The 15,215-nt window shown below is 48.0% G+C and carries 17 protein-coding genes; 14 read left to right on the top strand and 3 right to left on the bottom strand.

Annotated elements, in window-relative coordinates; genetic code table 11:
• Positions 1 to 109: 109 nt before the first annotated feature.
• Positions 110 to 883, bottom strand: coding sequence for a DUF6089 family protein (locus tag CHB92_RS10460; protein ID WP_179223012.1), 774 nt, complete (start codon positions 881 to 883; stop codon positions 110 to 112).
• A gap of 324 nt (positions 884 to 1,207) precedes the next feature.
• Here CHB92_RS10460 and CHB92_RS10465 point away from each other — a divergent pair, with 324 nt between their 5' ends.
• The 4 genes from CHB92_RS10465 to CHB92_RS10480 all read left to right on the top strand — a co-directional run bounded on the left by CHB92_RS10465 (position 1,208) and on the right by CHB92_RS10480 (position 5,869).
• Positions 1,208 to 2,821: a CTP synthase gene (locus CHB92_RS10465; RefSeq protein ID WP_089319153.1), complete on the top strand. Its 1,614-nt coding sequence runs from the start codon at positions 1,208 to 1,210 to the stop codon at positions 2,819 to 2,821.
• Between the two features lie 26 nt (positions 2,822 to 2,847).
• Positions 2,848 to 4,674, top strand: a complete 1,827-nt coding sequence (yidC, locus tag CHB92_RS10470) for a membrane protein insertase YidC (protein ID WP_089319154.1) — start codon at positions 2,848 to 2,850, stop codon at positions 4,672 to 4,674.
• Between the two features lie 111 nt (positions 4,675 to 4,785).
• The gene (locus tag CHB92_RS10475; protein WP_089319155.1) at positions 4,786 to 5,376 is read left to right on the top strand and encodes a hypothetical protein; all 591 of its coding nucleotides are present in this window, start codon (positions 4,786 to 4,788) and stop codon (positions 5,374 to 5,376) included.
• Positions 5,342 to 5,869, top strand: a complete 528-nt coding sequence (locus tag CHB92_RS10480; protein ID WP_144266299.1) for a DUF6438 domain-containing protein — start codon at positions 5,342 to 5,344, stop codon at positions 5,867 to 5,869. The genes CHB92_RS10475 and CHB92_RS10480 overlap by 35 nt, the downstream gene beginning before the upstream one ends.
• A 70-nt stretch (positions 5,870 to 5,939) precedes the next feature.
• On the opposite strand, the gene CHB92_RS10485 is transcribed toward CHB92_RS10480, so the two are convergent.
• Positions 5,940 to 6,263, bottom strand: coding sequence for a hypothetical protein (locus CHB92_RS10485; protein ID WP_089319157.1), 324 nt, complete (start codon positions 6,261 to 6,263; stop codon positions 5,940 to 5,942).
• A 339-nt stretch (positions 6,264 to 6,602) separates the two neighbouring features.
• Between CHB92_RS10485 and CHB92_RS10490 the strand changes: the two genes are divergently transcribed.
• From CHB92_RS10490 to CHB92_RS10530, 9 genes are all read left to right on the top strand, one after another.
• On the top strand, positions 6,603 to 7,100 hold the full coding sequence (locus CHB92_RS10490) for a YsnF/AvaK domain-containing protein (protein WP_089319158.1): 498 nt from the start codon (positions 6,603 to 6,605) through the stop codon (positions 7,098 to 7,100).
• Positions 7,101 to 7,150: 50 nt separating this feature from the next.
• On the top strand, positions 7,151 to 7,996 hold the full coding sequence (locus CHB92_RS10495) for a YsnF/AvaK domain-containing protein (protein WP_089319159.1): 846 nt from the start codon (positions 7,151 to 7,153) through the stop codon (positions 7,994 to 7,996).
• Between the two features lie 333 nt (positions 7,997 to 8,329).
• Complete coding sequence (locus tag CHB92_RS10500) at positions 8,330 to 9,010, top strand: metal-dependent hydrolase (protein WP_089319160.1); 681 nt, start codon at positions 8,330 to 8,332, stop codon at positions 9,008 to 9,010.
• Positions 9,011 to 9,017: 7 nt separating this feature from the next.
• Entirely contained in the window at positions 9,018 to 9,800 is a 783-nt protein-coding gene (locus CHB92_RS10505) for a ParA family protein (protein ID WP_089319161.1), read from the top strand.
• Between the two features lie 16 nt (positions 9,801 to 9,816).
• Positions 9,817 to 10,731 carry a ParB/RepB/Spo0J family partition protein gene (locus tag CHB92_RS10510; RefSeq protein WP_089319162.1) on the top strand — a complete coding sequence of 305 codons (915 nt, stop codon included), beginning with the start codon at positions 9,817 to 9,819 and terminating at the stop codon, positions 10,729 to 10,731.
• Between the two features lie 6 nt (positions 10,732 to 10,737).
• Positions 10,738 to 11,388: a DUF5683 domain-containing protein gene (locus tag CHB92_RS10515; protein WP_089319163.1), complete on the top strand. Its 651-nt coding sequence runs from the start codon at positions 10,738 to 10,740 to the stop codon at positions 11,386 to 11,388.
• Positions 11,385 to 12,101: a 4-hydroxy-tetrahydrodipicolinate reductase gene (dapB, locus tag CHB92_RS10520; RefSeq protein ID WP_089319164.1), complete on the top strand. Its 717-nt coding sequence runs from the start codon at positions 11,385 to 11,387 to the stop codon at positions 12,099 to 12,101. The genes CHB92_RS10515 and dapB overlap by 4 nt, the downstream gene beginning before the upstream one ends.
• 15 nt (positions 12,102 to 12,116) lie before the next feature.
• A complete protein-coding gene (gene lepB / locus CHB92_RS10525; protein WP_089319165.1) occupies positions 12,117 to 13,223 on the top strand; it encodes a signal peptidase I in 1,107 nt (368 codons plus the stop codon).
• 209 nt (positions 13,224 to 13,432) lie between these two features.
• Entirely contained in the window at positions 13,433 to 13,843 is a 411-nt protein-coding gene (locus CHB92_RS10530; RefSeq protein WP_144266300.1) for a hypothetical protein, read from the top strand.
• Between the two features lie 67 nt (positions 13,844 to 13,910).
• Here CHB92_RS10530 and arsC read toward each other — a convergent pair whose 3' ends face one another.
• Complete coding sequence (gene arsC / locus CHB92_RS10535; RefSeq protein WP_089319167.1) at positions 13,911 to 14,255, bottom strand: arsenate reductase (glutaredoxin); 345 nt, start codon at positions 14,253 to 14,255, stop codon at positions 13,911 to 13,913.
• A gap of 134 nt (positions 14,256 to 14,389) precedes the next feature.
• Here arsC and CHB92_RS10540 point away from each other — a divergent pair, with 134 nt between their 5' ends.
• A complete protein-coding gene (locus CHB92_RS10540; protein ID WP_089319168.1) occupies positions 14,390 to 15,163 on the top strand; it encodes a LolA-like protein in 774 nt (257 codons plus the stop codon).
• Positions 15,164 to 15,215: the final 52 nt, after the last annotated feature.

The following is a 15,215-nucleotide window of genomic DNA, read 5'->3' on the forward strand; positions in this document are numbered from 1 at the left end:
TAACGCCAGACCAAGCTTTTCCATTCAATAACAGGAAAAGCCCCAACTGCTTGCTTTCACTTAGGCAGGGGAAAGCAAGCAGTTGGGGCTTATTTTAGCAAAAGACTTCCTATCTTCTTCTGTTTTGTCTTCTCTCTCTACTTTCGCGTGGTTCACGATCTACAAAAGGATTGTAATGTACTTTTACAGAGAAATTAAGATAATGATCTGGTTTTCCTAAGTACCCCCCACTCCTCTTAACATTATCAAGGTAATCTGTTGATGTTAAATTCAAAGTTGCTTCAGGGCTTAGCGTAACAACATCCGTTAACTGCATTTTTACACCTAAACCAACTGGGATGAATGCAGCTAAACTAGAGTTTTCTTCTTCTGGGTACCCATCTATGTCATAGGAGTTGGCGTTGTAATACATAAAACCTATCCCAACTTTAGCATAAGGTATTAAAGACCTACGCTGCGATGCCTGATATACTCTTGAACCCGCAAAGGCATCAAGAAAATTGTATACAACAGATCCCGAAGCCCCTACCATGTAGGTATGAAAATCAAATTCTGATGTAGTACGAGCATCGCTTAACTTTTCTCCCTCCAGATATATGAAGTCTGCGCTACTCAAAAAACCTAAAGAGGGTGATAATTTATAGAAAAGGCCGGCACTTAAGCTAGGTCCATAGCCGTTATTAATAATAGGGTCTAATATATCCCGGCCAAAATTGTGCCCCCTATTATCACTGTTTATAACCGAAAACCCCATCCCTGCAACAAACTCAAAGTCAGAGCTTTTATTCGGGATTGATCTCCTGATATCAGAGGTTTGCGCCTTTACAGAGAATGCGGAAACTAAAAAGAAGGAAGCGACTAAAACTCGGAATCTATGTTTCATCGGGGTCATGTATAGTAAGGTAATTAATGCTTGGCATTAAAACGCATATACTTTAACATTGTTGTATATAAATATACAAAAACCATAATAAGCGCAAAAGCTTAAACCTTAGTTTTTTAGCTTAATAAGCATATAACTAAAGTATTGAACTTGCTAAAGTTAACATGCTTTGATAGTAGCAGTACAATACTTGCTGCCCTTAGTAGTTCTTTGCTCTTGAATATTTAAAAACTTATCCTAAGGGGACCAGACATCTGTAAACCAATTGTCAGGTTAATCGAATAAATCCAGTACCTTTGCAGTCCATAAGACTTAACCTAACTTATGGCTACTAAATATATCTTCGTTACAGGTGGCGTAACGTCCTCCCTGGGAAAAGGCATTATCTCTGCTTCTCTTGCTAAGTTGCTGCAGGCAAGAGGCTTCTCTGTAACCATCCAGAAATTTGACCCTTACATCAACATCGACCCAGGCACACTGAACCCCTACGAGCACGGCGAGTGCTACGTAACGGAAGACGGTGCTGAAACAGACCTGGACCTGGGTCACTACGAGCGTTTCCTGAATACGGCTACTTCACAGGCAAACAATGTAACCACCGGGCGTATTTACCACCACGTGATCACTCAAGAGCGCGAAGGCGCTTACCTGGGCAAAACAGTGCAGGTGGTTCCGCACATCACAGATGAAATCAAACGCCGCATGCTGCTGTTGGGGCAAACAGGCGAGTACGACATAGTGATTACGGAAATTGGTGGCTGCGTTGGTGACATAGAGTCTCTTCCTTTTATCGAGGCCTTACGCCAACTGCGTTGGGAATTAGGAGTGCACGAATCAGTGGTGATTCACCTGACGCTGGTGCCTTACCTGAGAGCAGCCGGTGAGCTAAAGACGAAGCCTACCCAGCACTCTGTGCGCGCCCTGTCTGAAGCCGGCGTGCAGCCTGACATCCTGGTTTGCCGCTCAGAGCACCCGATACCTGCGGAGATGCGCAAGAAAATTGCCCTTTTCTGTAACGTGAAGATCAATTCCGTCATCGAGTCACTGGATGCGGAGACAATCTACGATGTGCCCCTGCTGATGCGCAAGGAGAAGTTGGACGAGCGGGTGATCAGCAAACTGAAGCTGCCGCATCGCGCAGAGCCTAACCTGGACAGTTGGAAAGAGTTCTTGGGGCGCTTGAAAAACCCAACGGAAGAGGTAAGTATTGCCCTGGTAGGTAAGTATGTGGAATTGCCTGACGCGTACAAGTCTATTATAGAAGCATTTGTACACGCTGGATCTGCAAATGAATGTAAAGTAAACATCAAGTGGTTCCAGTCAGAGAACATTACGGATGAGAACGTGGGGGCGCTACTGCATGGCATGGACGGCGTGCTGGTGGCCCCAGGCTTTGGGGAGCGGGGCTTTAAAGGCAAGCTGGAAGCGATCCGGTATGTGCGGGAGAACAACATCCCGTTTATGGGTATTTGCCTGGGCATGCAATGTGCTGCTGTAGAGTTTGCACGTAACGTACTGGGTCTGGCAGGAGCCGCCTCTACTGAGATGGACCCGACCACGCCGCATCCGGTTATCGCCATGATGGAAGACCAGAAACAAATCACGCAAATGGGCGGAACCATGCGGCTTGGCTCCTACACCTGTGAACTAAAAAAAGGTTCTAAGGCTTATTCTATTTATGGGAGGTCTAAGATATCGGAACGCCACAGACACCGCTATGAGTTTAATAACCAATACTTAGCAGCCTTTGAGGCTGCCGGCATGGTGGCCTCTGGCATTAACCCGGACACGGGCCTGGTAGAGGTTATAGAATTACAGCATCACCCATGGTTTGTGGCCGCGCAGTATCACCCAGAGCTTAAGAGTACCGTACTGGGGCCTCACCCACTCTTTGTACGGTTTGTGAAAGCAGCTATTAACAACGCAAAATCGAAATAAACAAAACACAGTTCAATTATTAGTAAATGGATAGAAATCAAGCGATTGGCTTTGGGTTGATTGCCGTGCTCCTGCTGGCTTACTCCTTCTTCTTTGCAGGAACCGATAAGCCTGTTGAGCAGGTGGCCGTGCAGGAAAAAGCCAAAGTAGAGCAACTGCAGTCTGCTGTGGTAGCCGAGGATGACTCACTGGTGCAGGCCCGCAGAGTAACTGCTCTGGGCGCTTTTGGTGTGGCCGCTACTGGCGAGGCAGAAGTGGTTACCCTCGAAAACGAGAACATGGTGGTTGCCTTTAACACCAAAGGCGGGCAGGTAGAGGAAGTACTGCTGAAAAACTACAAAACGTACCAAGGCGACCCGTTGGTGCTTTTTGACAATGAAAGCAGCGAAACAAACGTCGCTTTTAAGACAACAGATGGTAATGTAGTGCAGTTGTCGGACTTGTTCTTTACCCCTTCTGCCGTGGAGGAGGTAACAGAAGAAGGAACGGCTGGCAAGACAATTGTTTTCACGGCTCAGTTAGGCAACGGACAGTCGATCAACCAGATCTACACACTCTATGAGGAAAACTTCCTGCTCGGCTACAAGTTAGAATTTAAAGGCCTGGAGCGCGAAATTGCCGGCGATGTGCTGACCTTTACCTGGAGCGACCGCTTAAAGCAACTGGAGCGCGACATCAAGCAGAACAGAGCCAAATCGACTATCAACTACTATGTGGCTGAGGACGGTTTCGAGAGCCTGAGCATTTCAGAAGGCACTGAAGCAGAGAGTGTGGAGGCGCCATTAAAATGGGTGGCCAACAAGCAAAACTTCTTTACCGCCGGTATAATTGCCGGTGAGGAGTTTGCGGGTGCTGAGATGAAGTCATCGGTAGATTTAGCCGATTCTTCTGTTGTAAAAACCCTTGCTTCACAGATCTACATTCCGAAGGAAAACGTGTTCTCCGGCAAAGGGGATTTCATGTTCTATTTCGGCCCGAACGACTATACTATCTTAAAGAACATCGGGTTTGACTTTGATGACAACTTGGACTTGGGTTGGGGCATTTTCTCGTATGTGAACAAATGGCTGATTATTCCGGCCTTCGACTTCCTCGAGAACTACATCGGCAACTACGGCATCATCATCATCCTACTGGTGCTGTATATTAAAACCATCCTCTTCCCGCTCACTTACAAGTCGTATGTGTCGATGGCGAAGATGAAGGTGCTGAAGCCAGAGATTGACGCCATTAAGGAGCGCAACGACGGTGACATGCAGAAAACGCAGATGGAAACCATGAAACTGTACTCCGAGATGGGTGTTAGCCCACTGAGCGGCTGTATTCCCATGCTCTTGCAGATTCCGATTCTGTTTGCCATGTTCAATTTCTTCCCGAACTCTATTGAGCTCCGTCAGGAGGCATTCCTATGGGCAGAAGACCTCTCTACCTACGACGTGTTCGCGAGACTGCCCTTCACCATTCCGTTCTATGGTGACCACGTCAGCTTATTTACCCTCCTAATGACCCTCTCTACCATCCTGTACACGTGGTCTAACAATCAGGTAAACACCATGCAGGGCCCGATGAAGTATTACAGCTACTTAATGCCTCTGATCTTCATGTTTGTGCTGAACTCCTACCCTGCTGGTCTGTCTTTCTATTACTTTGTGTCGAACATTGTAACATTCACACAGCAGGCGGCTATCCGCAAGTTCGTGGATGAAGGTAAAGTGCGGGCAAAACTGGAAGAGAACAAGCACAAGATTAAGGAGAAGAAAAAGAAAGGAGGTCCTTCTTTTTCTGAGCGTATGCAGGAAGCAATGCGCCAGGCCGCTGAAAAAGAGCAGCAAAAGCGCAAAGCCAAGAAATAAACGCTCAATAGGGACGAGATCTTCCCTTACTATGAGACAGCAAAAGCCCCTCCGGATCAGGAGGGGCTTTTTTTTATAGCTTTCGCCGCCTAACGCTCGTATGCATTATCTATGAACAAGTTCTACAGAATAGCGCCTTTACTGTTACTCCTGCTGTGTTTTTATGGCTGCCAGCAAAGAACGGAGGAAGAGGGAAGCATTGCCAGCACCCACCCGGAACTGGCAGAGGAATTAGCAGAAGACCCGTTGGAGATGCCCATCTCGGATAACGAGAACCCAGACTTGTATCAACAATACCGCATTACGCTGGAAGAGTACCTGGGCAGCGGCGACTATGACGTTGGCGATATGTACCGGGGGCGTCTTGCTCCGCTAGATGAGGCAAGCCATGTAGATGCCCGCACATACCGCACAGCCTTACGGGAAGGATTGGAAGCAGGCGTCAATTTCGCAGGAAGCTACACGGTGGTGACAGTGGGATGCGGAAGCAGTTGCCAGTTGCACTACGTAGTAGACCGCGAAACCGGCAAAGTACTGGACAAGCTGCAAAGCAGTGTTGGGGCAGACTACCGCCCCGATAGCCGTTTGTTTGTCCTAAACCCTCCCGACTCAGCAATCAACTACAACGAGTGTCAGTACTGTGCCCCGGAAGCCTATGTGTTTGAGAATGGCAAATTTGAGAAATTACCCGATGTCCCGTAGCTTTCGTCTTGGAGCTGCTAACTTCAGGGCCTGCTTCCTTGTTCCTTGCCTCACTCTCTTGCTTGGCTGCGCTGCCTCACCTGCCGGTAACATAGAGAACTCACCACAAGCTGCAGAACTCGCACTGCTTTATCAGAAAACGCCCTGCCTCGGTATTTGCCCTGCCTATGACGCCCGCATTTATACGGATGGCACCGTGACCTTTATCGGACATAGAAATGTACCTGTGCAGGACACTTTACAATTCTGCCTGACAAAAAAGGAAATGAAGTTACTGCAAAAGGCTCAAAGGGAATTAAACTACGGCTCTTTACAAAGAGCCTACCTCTCTCAATGGTCGGATGTACCCGCTACCTACATCACTTTTTACGAGGAAGGCACTGAAGTAAAACGAGTAAAGCACCAGGAAGGCGGTCCTAGTGAACTGCTTCACCTTCAGGACTTACTACACAAGCTAACCATGCAGCATGTGGCAGCAGCTAAAGCAAGATGATTCCTCTCCGGTTAGCCGCACCTGGTGCAGCGCAGGGTCTAAACATTGGTCTGAGTAAGAAGAGAATTAACTACTCTGGCTTGTAAATCCGGCCCGTTAGCAGATCGTAAGCGTACTTTGTTTCAGGGTCATAAATCTTCTTATAACGGGGGTAGTAGCGTAACCCCGTCTCCGGGTCTTGCATAAAACCAGAAACAAAGGGGGCAGGCATAGCCACAGATTCAGACGCAGGCTGTAAAACAGGCATTGTCTCATAAAAGCGCTCTTGATGTGTCTTCGCATACTCCTTTAGTTTCTCCCTAAACACCTCCTTCCCGTTCGTTTGCGCAAAAGCACTAGAGGGAAGGCCAAGCACGCACAGGCCGGCGATGGTGATCAAATTTAAGAATCTCATTATTAACAAAGAGTTAAATATAACCTTTACCCTGTACGTGCGCTTGCAGCATCAGGTAATCAAAAGGGGCACCGGTCATTGCTTACATCTTAAGCGTTAGCGGCTTTACGGCCTGCTGCTTCGGGGGTAGCTTTCCAACTTCCACACACATCTCTTTCACCTATTCGCTATTAGATATATACAAACTGAATATTACTACCTACACCCGTTCACCTGTTCTAATTTCTAATTACATTCAACCAGATGGCTTTTAGTCCGTAGAAATACATATACGAGATATACGAGACGGGACACCCACCTCGGGAAAACTATATTTTAATATGGTGATACAATACAGGGATGAGCGAAAAGACAAATAAAATAAAATCAGAGTTTGAGCAGAAGTATGAGGAAAGCCAGCAAGCAGCTCCAAAGGCAGAAAAGTTGGCAGAACCCGCACAAAATAATCTTAACTCCGAGGCCATTCCTGTTGTGGAAGAGCAACTAGAGGTGGAAAAGAAAACGGTTCCGACCGGACGCGTGAAAATCTCGAAAGAGGTAAATGAAGAAGACGTAACCGTCGATGTCCCGATGATGCACGAGGAAGTAGACGTGGAGCGTGTGGCAGTGAACCAATACGTGGATTCCCCGCCCCCGGCAGTCAGGCACGAAGGCGAAAAGATGATCATCCCGGTACTCCGGGAAGAAGTCGTGGTGCAGAAGCGCCTGTTGCTGGTAGAAGAACTGCACGTAACCAAACGCCAAGTGCAAACACAGGAGTCGCAAAAGGCGACCCTCCGCAAAGAAAAAGTAAACGTGGAGCGTGTTGACCTTCGCAACGACTCTGACCAGGCTTGAGAGTCAAGCCCTTTGGAAAATTTATCAGAACTAAAAAAACACAAAGAACTATGAGACAAACAGTAATAGGAATTTTCGATTATGGAGTAGACGCACAGATGGCCGCACAGCAACTGATGGACAGTGGCATTGCGGAAAATAAAATAGACATCGCCGTAAGAGGTGCCTCAGATAGGAACGATACCATGGGCACCCCACCGGATAACAACTTAAACACTCCGTCGAACAACCTGGAAACAGATAACAGAACCAACGCAACAGCTACAGACATGCCGGAGAACAAGCGCGACAATGACTTTTTCAGCTCTTTGTTCGACAGCCGGGACGAGTCGAATAAGTACTATGAGGTAGCCCGCCATGGCTCGATTGTAACAGTACACACCGACTCAAAAGAAGAGTCTAAGCGTGTGGCTGAGATGCTGGATAAAGCCGGCGCTATTGATGTAAACGAGCGCGCTGAACAGTACAGAGGCATGTCGACCTCGAGCAAGGGTAAGTGGACAGACGCGAAGACAACCATCCCAGTAGTAGAGGAAAAAATGGAAGTTGGCAAGCGCGAGGTAGAGACAGGCGGCGTACAGTTGAGAAGCCGTATTGTGGAACGCCCTGTTGAAGAACACCTGCGCCTACGGGAAGAGCATGTAAACATAGAGCGTAACCCGGTAAACCGACCTGCGAACGAACGCGACCTTGCTAACTTTAAAGAGGGTGAGCGAACCATTGTAGAGCACGGTGAGGTACCATTGGTAAACAAAGAAGCGCGTGTAGTGGAAGAGGTAAAACTGAACAAAAAGACAACCGAGCGCGACGAAACCATTCGTGGTAATGTCCGCAAGCAGGATATTGATGTAGACAAGCTTGACAAGGACAAAGACAAGCGAGACCTGAAGAAGTAATAAGATAGGTTAATCTTTTAAAGCCTGCAGCTATAATTAGCTGCAGGCTTTTTTTTACAACACTGTCTATCTGCCAGCTATAACCTTCGCGTCCTTATACAAATCCAGTGCTAACAGCCCCTCTCCTCCCACCGTCTACGAAAGAAAATCATACCTAAAAGAAGATTTGTTCGTTCGGCTTTCAAGGAGTGAGGAGCGGTGTTCAAAAGGCTTTCCGGCATAGATAAAATTATGCCCCAGCCTGTAATTGCCTCCCTCTTTCTAGCTAAAAGATGTATCTTTGTGCATGTATCAAATTTTTGCGCAAGCATTTCGCAATAAACCACGAACACTATGGAAATAACATACTACGGACAGTCTTGCTTCTTATTTCGGATTGGAGAACACCAGGTATTGTTCGACCCTTTTATATCCCCAAACGAGTTGGCTTCGGCCATAAACGTAGATGAGATAAAGGCAGACTATATCCTGCTCTCACACGGGCATCAGGACCACGTGCATGACGCAGAACGAATCGCAAAGAATAACAACAGTACCATTGTCGCCACTTTTGAGATAGCTGCCTGGTTTGGAAACAAAGGCGTGGAGAAAACCCACCCCATGAACACAGGCGGCAAAGTAACGCTCCCTTTCGGTACGGTTAAAATGGTGAACGCAATCCATTCCAGCTCACTGCCTGACGGCTCCTATGCCGGCAGTGCAGCAGGCTTTGTGGTAGAAACGGAGAACAAGGCTTTTTACTTTGCCGGCGACACCGCCCTTACCTTCGACATGAAGCTGATTCCGGAACAATTTGACCTGGATTTTGCCCTTCTCCCAATCGGTGATAACTTTACCATGGATATACACGATGCCATGGTCGCCGCAGATTTTGTACAGGTAGACAAAGTGATCGGAATGCACTACGATACCTTCCCGTACATCCAGATAGATAAAGACGAGGTGAAGGAAGTGGCGCAGATGGCAGACAAGGAACTTATTTTGATGGAGATAGGTCAGACTATAAACCTATAATTGCAGCATGGGAAAAATAATTGCGGTTGCCAACCAGAAAGGTGGAGTAGGCAAAACCACTACTGCCATTAACCTGGCGGCTAGCCTGGCAGCTTTAGAATTTAAGACATTACTGGTAGACGCCGACCCACAGGCCAACGCCACCTCGGGCCTTGGCTTTGACCCTGCCACTATTACCAGCAGCATTTACGAGTGCATGGTGGAGGACTTAAAGGCCGAGGATATTATCCTGCAGTCGCCTAACATAGAGTTCCTCGACCTGATCCCCTCACACATCGACCTCGTAGGTGCCGAAGTGGAGATGATCAATGTGCCGAATCGAGAGGAAAAGATGCGGGAAGCACTACAAAGCCTGAAGCAGCAATATGATTACATCATCATCGACTGCTCTCCATCGCTGGGCCTGATCACCGTGAACTCCCTGACGGCTGCCGACTCAGTGGTAATACCCGTGCAGTGCGAGTACTTTGCCCTGGAAGGCCTAGGCAAGCTGCTGAACACGATCAAGATCATACAGTCGCGCCTGAATACGGAGTTAGCCATTGAGGGTATTCTGCTGACCATGTACGATGTGCGCCTGCGCCTGTCGAACCAGGTGGTGGAAGAGGTCAAAACGCACTTCCAGCAAATGGTGTTTGACACCATTATCCCTAGAAACGTGAAGTTGAGCGAGTCACCGAGCTTTGGTATCCCGGCCCTGCTGCACGATGCAGAGAGCAAGGGAGCCATGAGCTACCTGAACCTGGCCCGCGAAATAGCCGAGAAGAACAGCGTAGTGCTGGCAAAATAATAGTACGATAGATTACATGTCTGATAACAAGAATTCTGCAGCCAAGCGCAAAGGCGGCCTCGGTAGAGGCCTTGGCTCTCTGCTGGAGGGCAACAAGTACACCGGAAAAACCGAATCGTCCACCCTTAACGAAGTAAATACCATCGCAGATATTGCTATTGATCAGATCCAGACAAACCCTTACCAGCCGCGTACCCATTTCGATCAGACAGCGCTGGAAGAACTGGCAGAATCCATTAAAATACAGGGCATCATTCAGCCCATTACAGTTCGCCAGCTGGGCCCGAACAGCTACCAGCTAATCTCAGGGGAACGACGTTACCAGGCCTCCAAAATTGCGGGGCTCACTGTTATCCCGGCCTTTATCCGTAAAGCAGATGACCAGCAGATGCTGGAGATGGCGCTTATCGAGAACATCCAGCGTGAGAACCTGAACGCGATCGAAATTGCCCTCTCCTATCAGCGCCTGCTTACCGAGTGTAGCCTGAAACAGGAAGAGCTGGGGGACCGCGTAGGCAAAAAGCGTACTACGGTTACAAACTACCTGCGTCTCTTAAAGCTTCCGCCGGATATTCAGATAGCCCTGCGCGATAACGTCATCAGCATGGGCCATGCCCGCGCGCTCATCAACATCGACACAATTGAGCAGCAGCTGGATGTGTTTAAAGAAGTAGTGGCCAAGGAACTCTCTGTCCGGAAGGTAGAGGAGTTGGTACGCAACCTGCAGAACGCTAAAAAGAAACCGGATCCTCAGCATAAGCTGCAGTTCAACAAATATGAAGAAGAGTTAAAGACGGTACAAACTAAGCTCTCCTCGCAGTTTGGCACCAAAATACAGGTCAAAGCCAACGACGAAGGCAAAGGCGAGATCAAGATTCCCTTCGTTTCAGTGGATGAACTGAACCGCATTCTCGAAATTTTAAATTACTAAGGCTACATGAGGCTGAAATCCAGCGCCGCGGCACTGTTGTTCGGTATACTTTTTTTCTTTGCCCCTGCCATTAGTCACGGGCAAATCATTACCGAAGGGCCGGATTCAGCGCGTGTGCCTGTTCCTGAGACCATCGGAGGCAAGGACGGTTTCTTTTTGACGCGCTGGGACAGGCCTGCCCGAGCGGCCTTCTACTCTGCCGTGTTGCCGGGTGCCGGTCAGTTTTACAACAAAGCCTACTGGAAAATACCGATTATCTATGCCACAGGGGCGGTGCTCGGTTATTTCATTATCGATAACAACAATAAGTACCAGGACTTCAGGCAGGCCCTTATCTGGCGCACAGACAATGACTCGACTACCACTGATCAATTTGCCAACGACCCCGTACTGGGAGTGGCACGGGGGCAGATCGCTACGGATAACTTAAGGCGTGGCAGAGACTTTTACCGCCGAAACCGCGATTTGACCTACATTCTGTCGTTCATTGCCTATGGCCTCAACATTGCCGAGGCCTACGTGCACGCGCACCTGAAGGAGTTTGACGTGAGCGACGACCTGGCACTGCGCGTACAACCTGCTGTTATTCCCCTTGTTGCCGGGCCTGCCAGGCATACCCCAGGCTTAACCTTTACTTTATATACCCGATCCAAATGAGAATCCTTTTGATTGGCTATGGCAAGATGGGCAAAACCATCGAGCAAATGGCTTTAGCCAAAGGCCACGAAATTGTAGGCAAAATTGACCGCGATAATGCCCATGAGCTACAGAACTTTTCGTCTAAAGATACGGACGTAGCCATAGAGTTTACACACCCAGCGCAAGCCTTCAGAAATATCTCCTATTGCTTAAGCAATGGAATACCTGTGGTGTCTGGTTCTACAGGCTGGCTAGACAAGTTTGAGGAGGCTAAAAATCTGTGTCAGCAAAAGCAAGGGGCTTTCTTCTATGCCTCTAACTTTAGTGTAGGGGTAAACCTCTTCTTCCACTTTAATGAATACATTGCCAGCAAGATGCAGGCGTACAAGGAGTACGAGGTGGCTGTCCGGGAAATTCACCACTTGCAGAAGGTAGACAAGCCAAGTGGTACGGGCATTACAGCCGCGGAAGGAATTCTGGCAAGCTATACAAATTTAGCGGGATGGGTAAGTGATAATCCGGAAGAAAAAACTAAATTAAACATTGCTTCAGAGCGCGAACCAGATGTGGTAGGCACACATATTGTTACCTACAGCTCTGAGGTTGACAAAATAGAACTCGGACACATTGCGCACAGCCGTGCCGGCTTTGCAGAGGGTGCTGTCATGGCCGCAGAGTGGCTGATAGGCCGCCAGGGTGTGTATGGCATGAAAGACATGCTAAACCTGTAACCATAGAAAGTGCAGATGAACGTAAAATTCTGGGAAAAGAAACCAGTAGCGAAAGAGCCAAAGAAAAAGAAAAGCTTCGCCCGCGAGTGGGGCGATGCTATTTTGTTTGCCGTGGTAGCAGCCAGCTTGATACGTTGGGCTACTTTTGAGGCCTACACCATCCCTACGCCTTCTATGGAGAAGTCTTTGCTGGTGGGCGATTTCCTTTTCGTGAGTAAGCTGCACTATGGTCCGCGCACCCCAATGACGCCCCTGCAGGTGCCTTTAACGCACCAAACAATCTGGGGGACAAACATCCCCTCCTACACGGATGCGGTTCAGCTGCCGTCTTACCGCTTGCCTGGTTTTTCGGAGGTAGAGCGTAACGATGTGGTTGTGTTCAACTATCCGCCGGAGGAAGAGCACCCTGCAGATTTGCGCACCAACTACATCAAGCGAGCCATTGGACTGCCGGGCGATTCGCTGCAGATCAAGGACATGCAGGTGTTTATTAATGGGCAGGCCATCGATATGCCCGAGAAGCTCCAATATAAGTACCTGATCGTGCCGAAAACACAGCTGTCTCCCAAGTTTTTTCAGGACCGTGACATAAACCTGCGCGATGTACAACTCTTTGAAAGCGGGTACGTGGTAGATGCTTCACCGGAGCTGGCAGAGCAAATTGCTGCGCTAGACTTTATCGAGGATGTCGTGCTGCTGAAAGAAACACCGGACAAAATAGAGGCAGAGGTATTCCCGTTTGTCCCGAGCAGGTATGCATGGAACAGAGACAACTATGGTCCCATTTACATCCCGCAGGAAGGCGCTACCGTGGCCATTACTCCTGCCACCCTTCCTTTCTACGAAAAGGTGATTTTGGAGTACGAACACAACGAGAATGCCGAAGTGCGCGACGGGAAGTTGTTTCTAGACGGCAAAGAGGTAAACCAGTATACCTTTAAGCAGAACTACTACTTTATGATGGGCGATAACCGCCATAACTCCCTCGACTCGCGCTACTGGGGCTACGTGCCGGAAGACCACATTGTAGGCAAGGCAGTCATGATCTGGATGTCAACAAACCCTGAAGGAGGTTTCTTAGATAAAATCCGGTGGAGCCGCCTCTTCAATATTATTGAGTAACAAACCGACAGGACCCCTATAAACAGAAAAGCCAGATTTACAGTCTGGCTTTTCTGTTTACCTTCGATTCACTTTAGTATACGCATGCACCTGCTTTAGGAGAGTATTTGTAAAGGCTGTTGCGTAGTTGTTTTCAACTTAGAAGCGTGTACTAAATGCGCGATGCAACGTTTGCCTTTAAAAAGGGTCTTATTAAAAAGCCCTCGAACATGAAAAACGTCTTCCTCCTGTTTGTCATCCTCTTCCTCTTTATGAGCGTCTCCTGCGATAAAGAGGAAATAGATCCAGAAACTTTGAACGGCACTTACACAGGGTACTTTGTGCGGGCATCTAGCCCAAGTGCGGATTACGCACGCGCCAACGTCACCTTAACCCTGGACAACGGTAAGTTTTCAGGAAGCAGCAACATGCCCTACTACCCTGCTATTTGCAGAGGAACCTACAGCCTTTCAGGGCACGAAATCCAGTTTCAAAACGAATGTTTCTGGACGGCTAACTTCGATTGGACTTATATTTTAGACGGAAGTTTCAGGCTTTCACTTGATGGAGACAAACTGACCATAACCAAGCAACTCGAAGGATCTTCCATCATAGACACTTATGCTTTAGAGAAGCAGTAAGAGCACATCCAAGAGGAAATCGCGCGTTGCCTTTCGGTCAATTAGACTTAGAGATTACTACCGCAGCCTAATCTAATAAGGTGAGAAAATTCTCCGGTGGCCGGCCAACAACTGCCTGTTGGTCTTTTACGACAATAGGTCGTTCCATTAGTACAGGATGTTCCACCATCACCTGAATCCATTCCTCATCAGACAGAGTCTTACCCTTGTAGTTTTCCTTATAGAGCTTCTCCCCTTTGCGCAGCAGGTTTTCCGGTTTCAAACTCAGCTTTTGTAGTACCTCCCTTAGCTCTTGAGCAGTGGGAGGTGTTTTCAGATACTCCACCACTTCTACTTCCTGACCGGCCTGTTGAATCAGTTCCAGGGTTTGTCTGCTTTTACTGCAGCGGTTATTATGGTATATCTTCAGCATATGGCTATGTTTTAGTTCACCCGAATGTATTAAAAAATCACCAAAGTGACAGCCACTTGTAAGTTTAGCCAGGTAGCGAAATCAAAAGCGAAAAAAGTATTACTTTCGGATGACAAATGCTAAAACATAAAACTATGAGAAAAGCCCCAAAGCTGGCTCTGGTCTTGCATTGCCTGTTACTTTATGCAGGCATCACTTCCTTGGCAGCCACAGTTTCACCTTCCCCTCCTACTCCTAAAAAGGGCGTGCAGATTATAAAGCGGATGTACAGCACCTGGAAAGGCAAATGGTACCCGAACTTTGCTTTTGAGCAAAAAGCGATATTTTACGAAGGGGACAAGATAACCAAAGAGGAAACATGGCAGGAGGTCTATGCCCAGCCCGGTAACCTGCACATACGCTTTAATGGTTTTGATAGTGGCAACGGTGTGGTTTTCGCGGCGGACTCTGTTTATCAGTTCAAAGACCACAAGCTCCATTCCCGGCAATACCAGATTCACCCTCTCGTGCTTCTTAGCTTTGATGTATATTTTACAAAGCCAGAAAGTACGCTCGAAAAGCTGCAGTCCCTTGGCTTTGACCTAAGTAAAACCACCGAAGCTAACTGGAAAGGCCGTGCTGCCTATGTTGTTGGTACAACTGATGCAAGCGATTCTCAGTCACCACAGTTCTGGGTAGACAAAGAGCGGCTATACGTGCTTCGCGTCCTTACGAACAACAAGGGGAACACCCGCGACGTGGAAATCAACAACTACCAGCAAATAGAGGACAAATGGGTAGCCACGGAGATCGTGTTTAAGACAAACGGCCAGACCACTTTGCGGGAAGAGTACTTTAATATTAGCTTTCCGACACAGGTGAACAAAGATTGGTTTGATCTAGAAAAATTCAGCACCACCAAGTGGTGAACGTTGGGTATTTTACCTTAAAAAGAAACCAACTACCGCTGCCATAAAATAA

Source organism: Pontibacter ummariensis, from assembly GCF_900188175.1.
GTDB classification, from domain to species: domain Bacteria; phylum Bacteroidota; class Bacteroidia; order Cytophagales; family Hymenobacteraceae; genus Pontibacter; species Pontibacter ummariensis.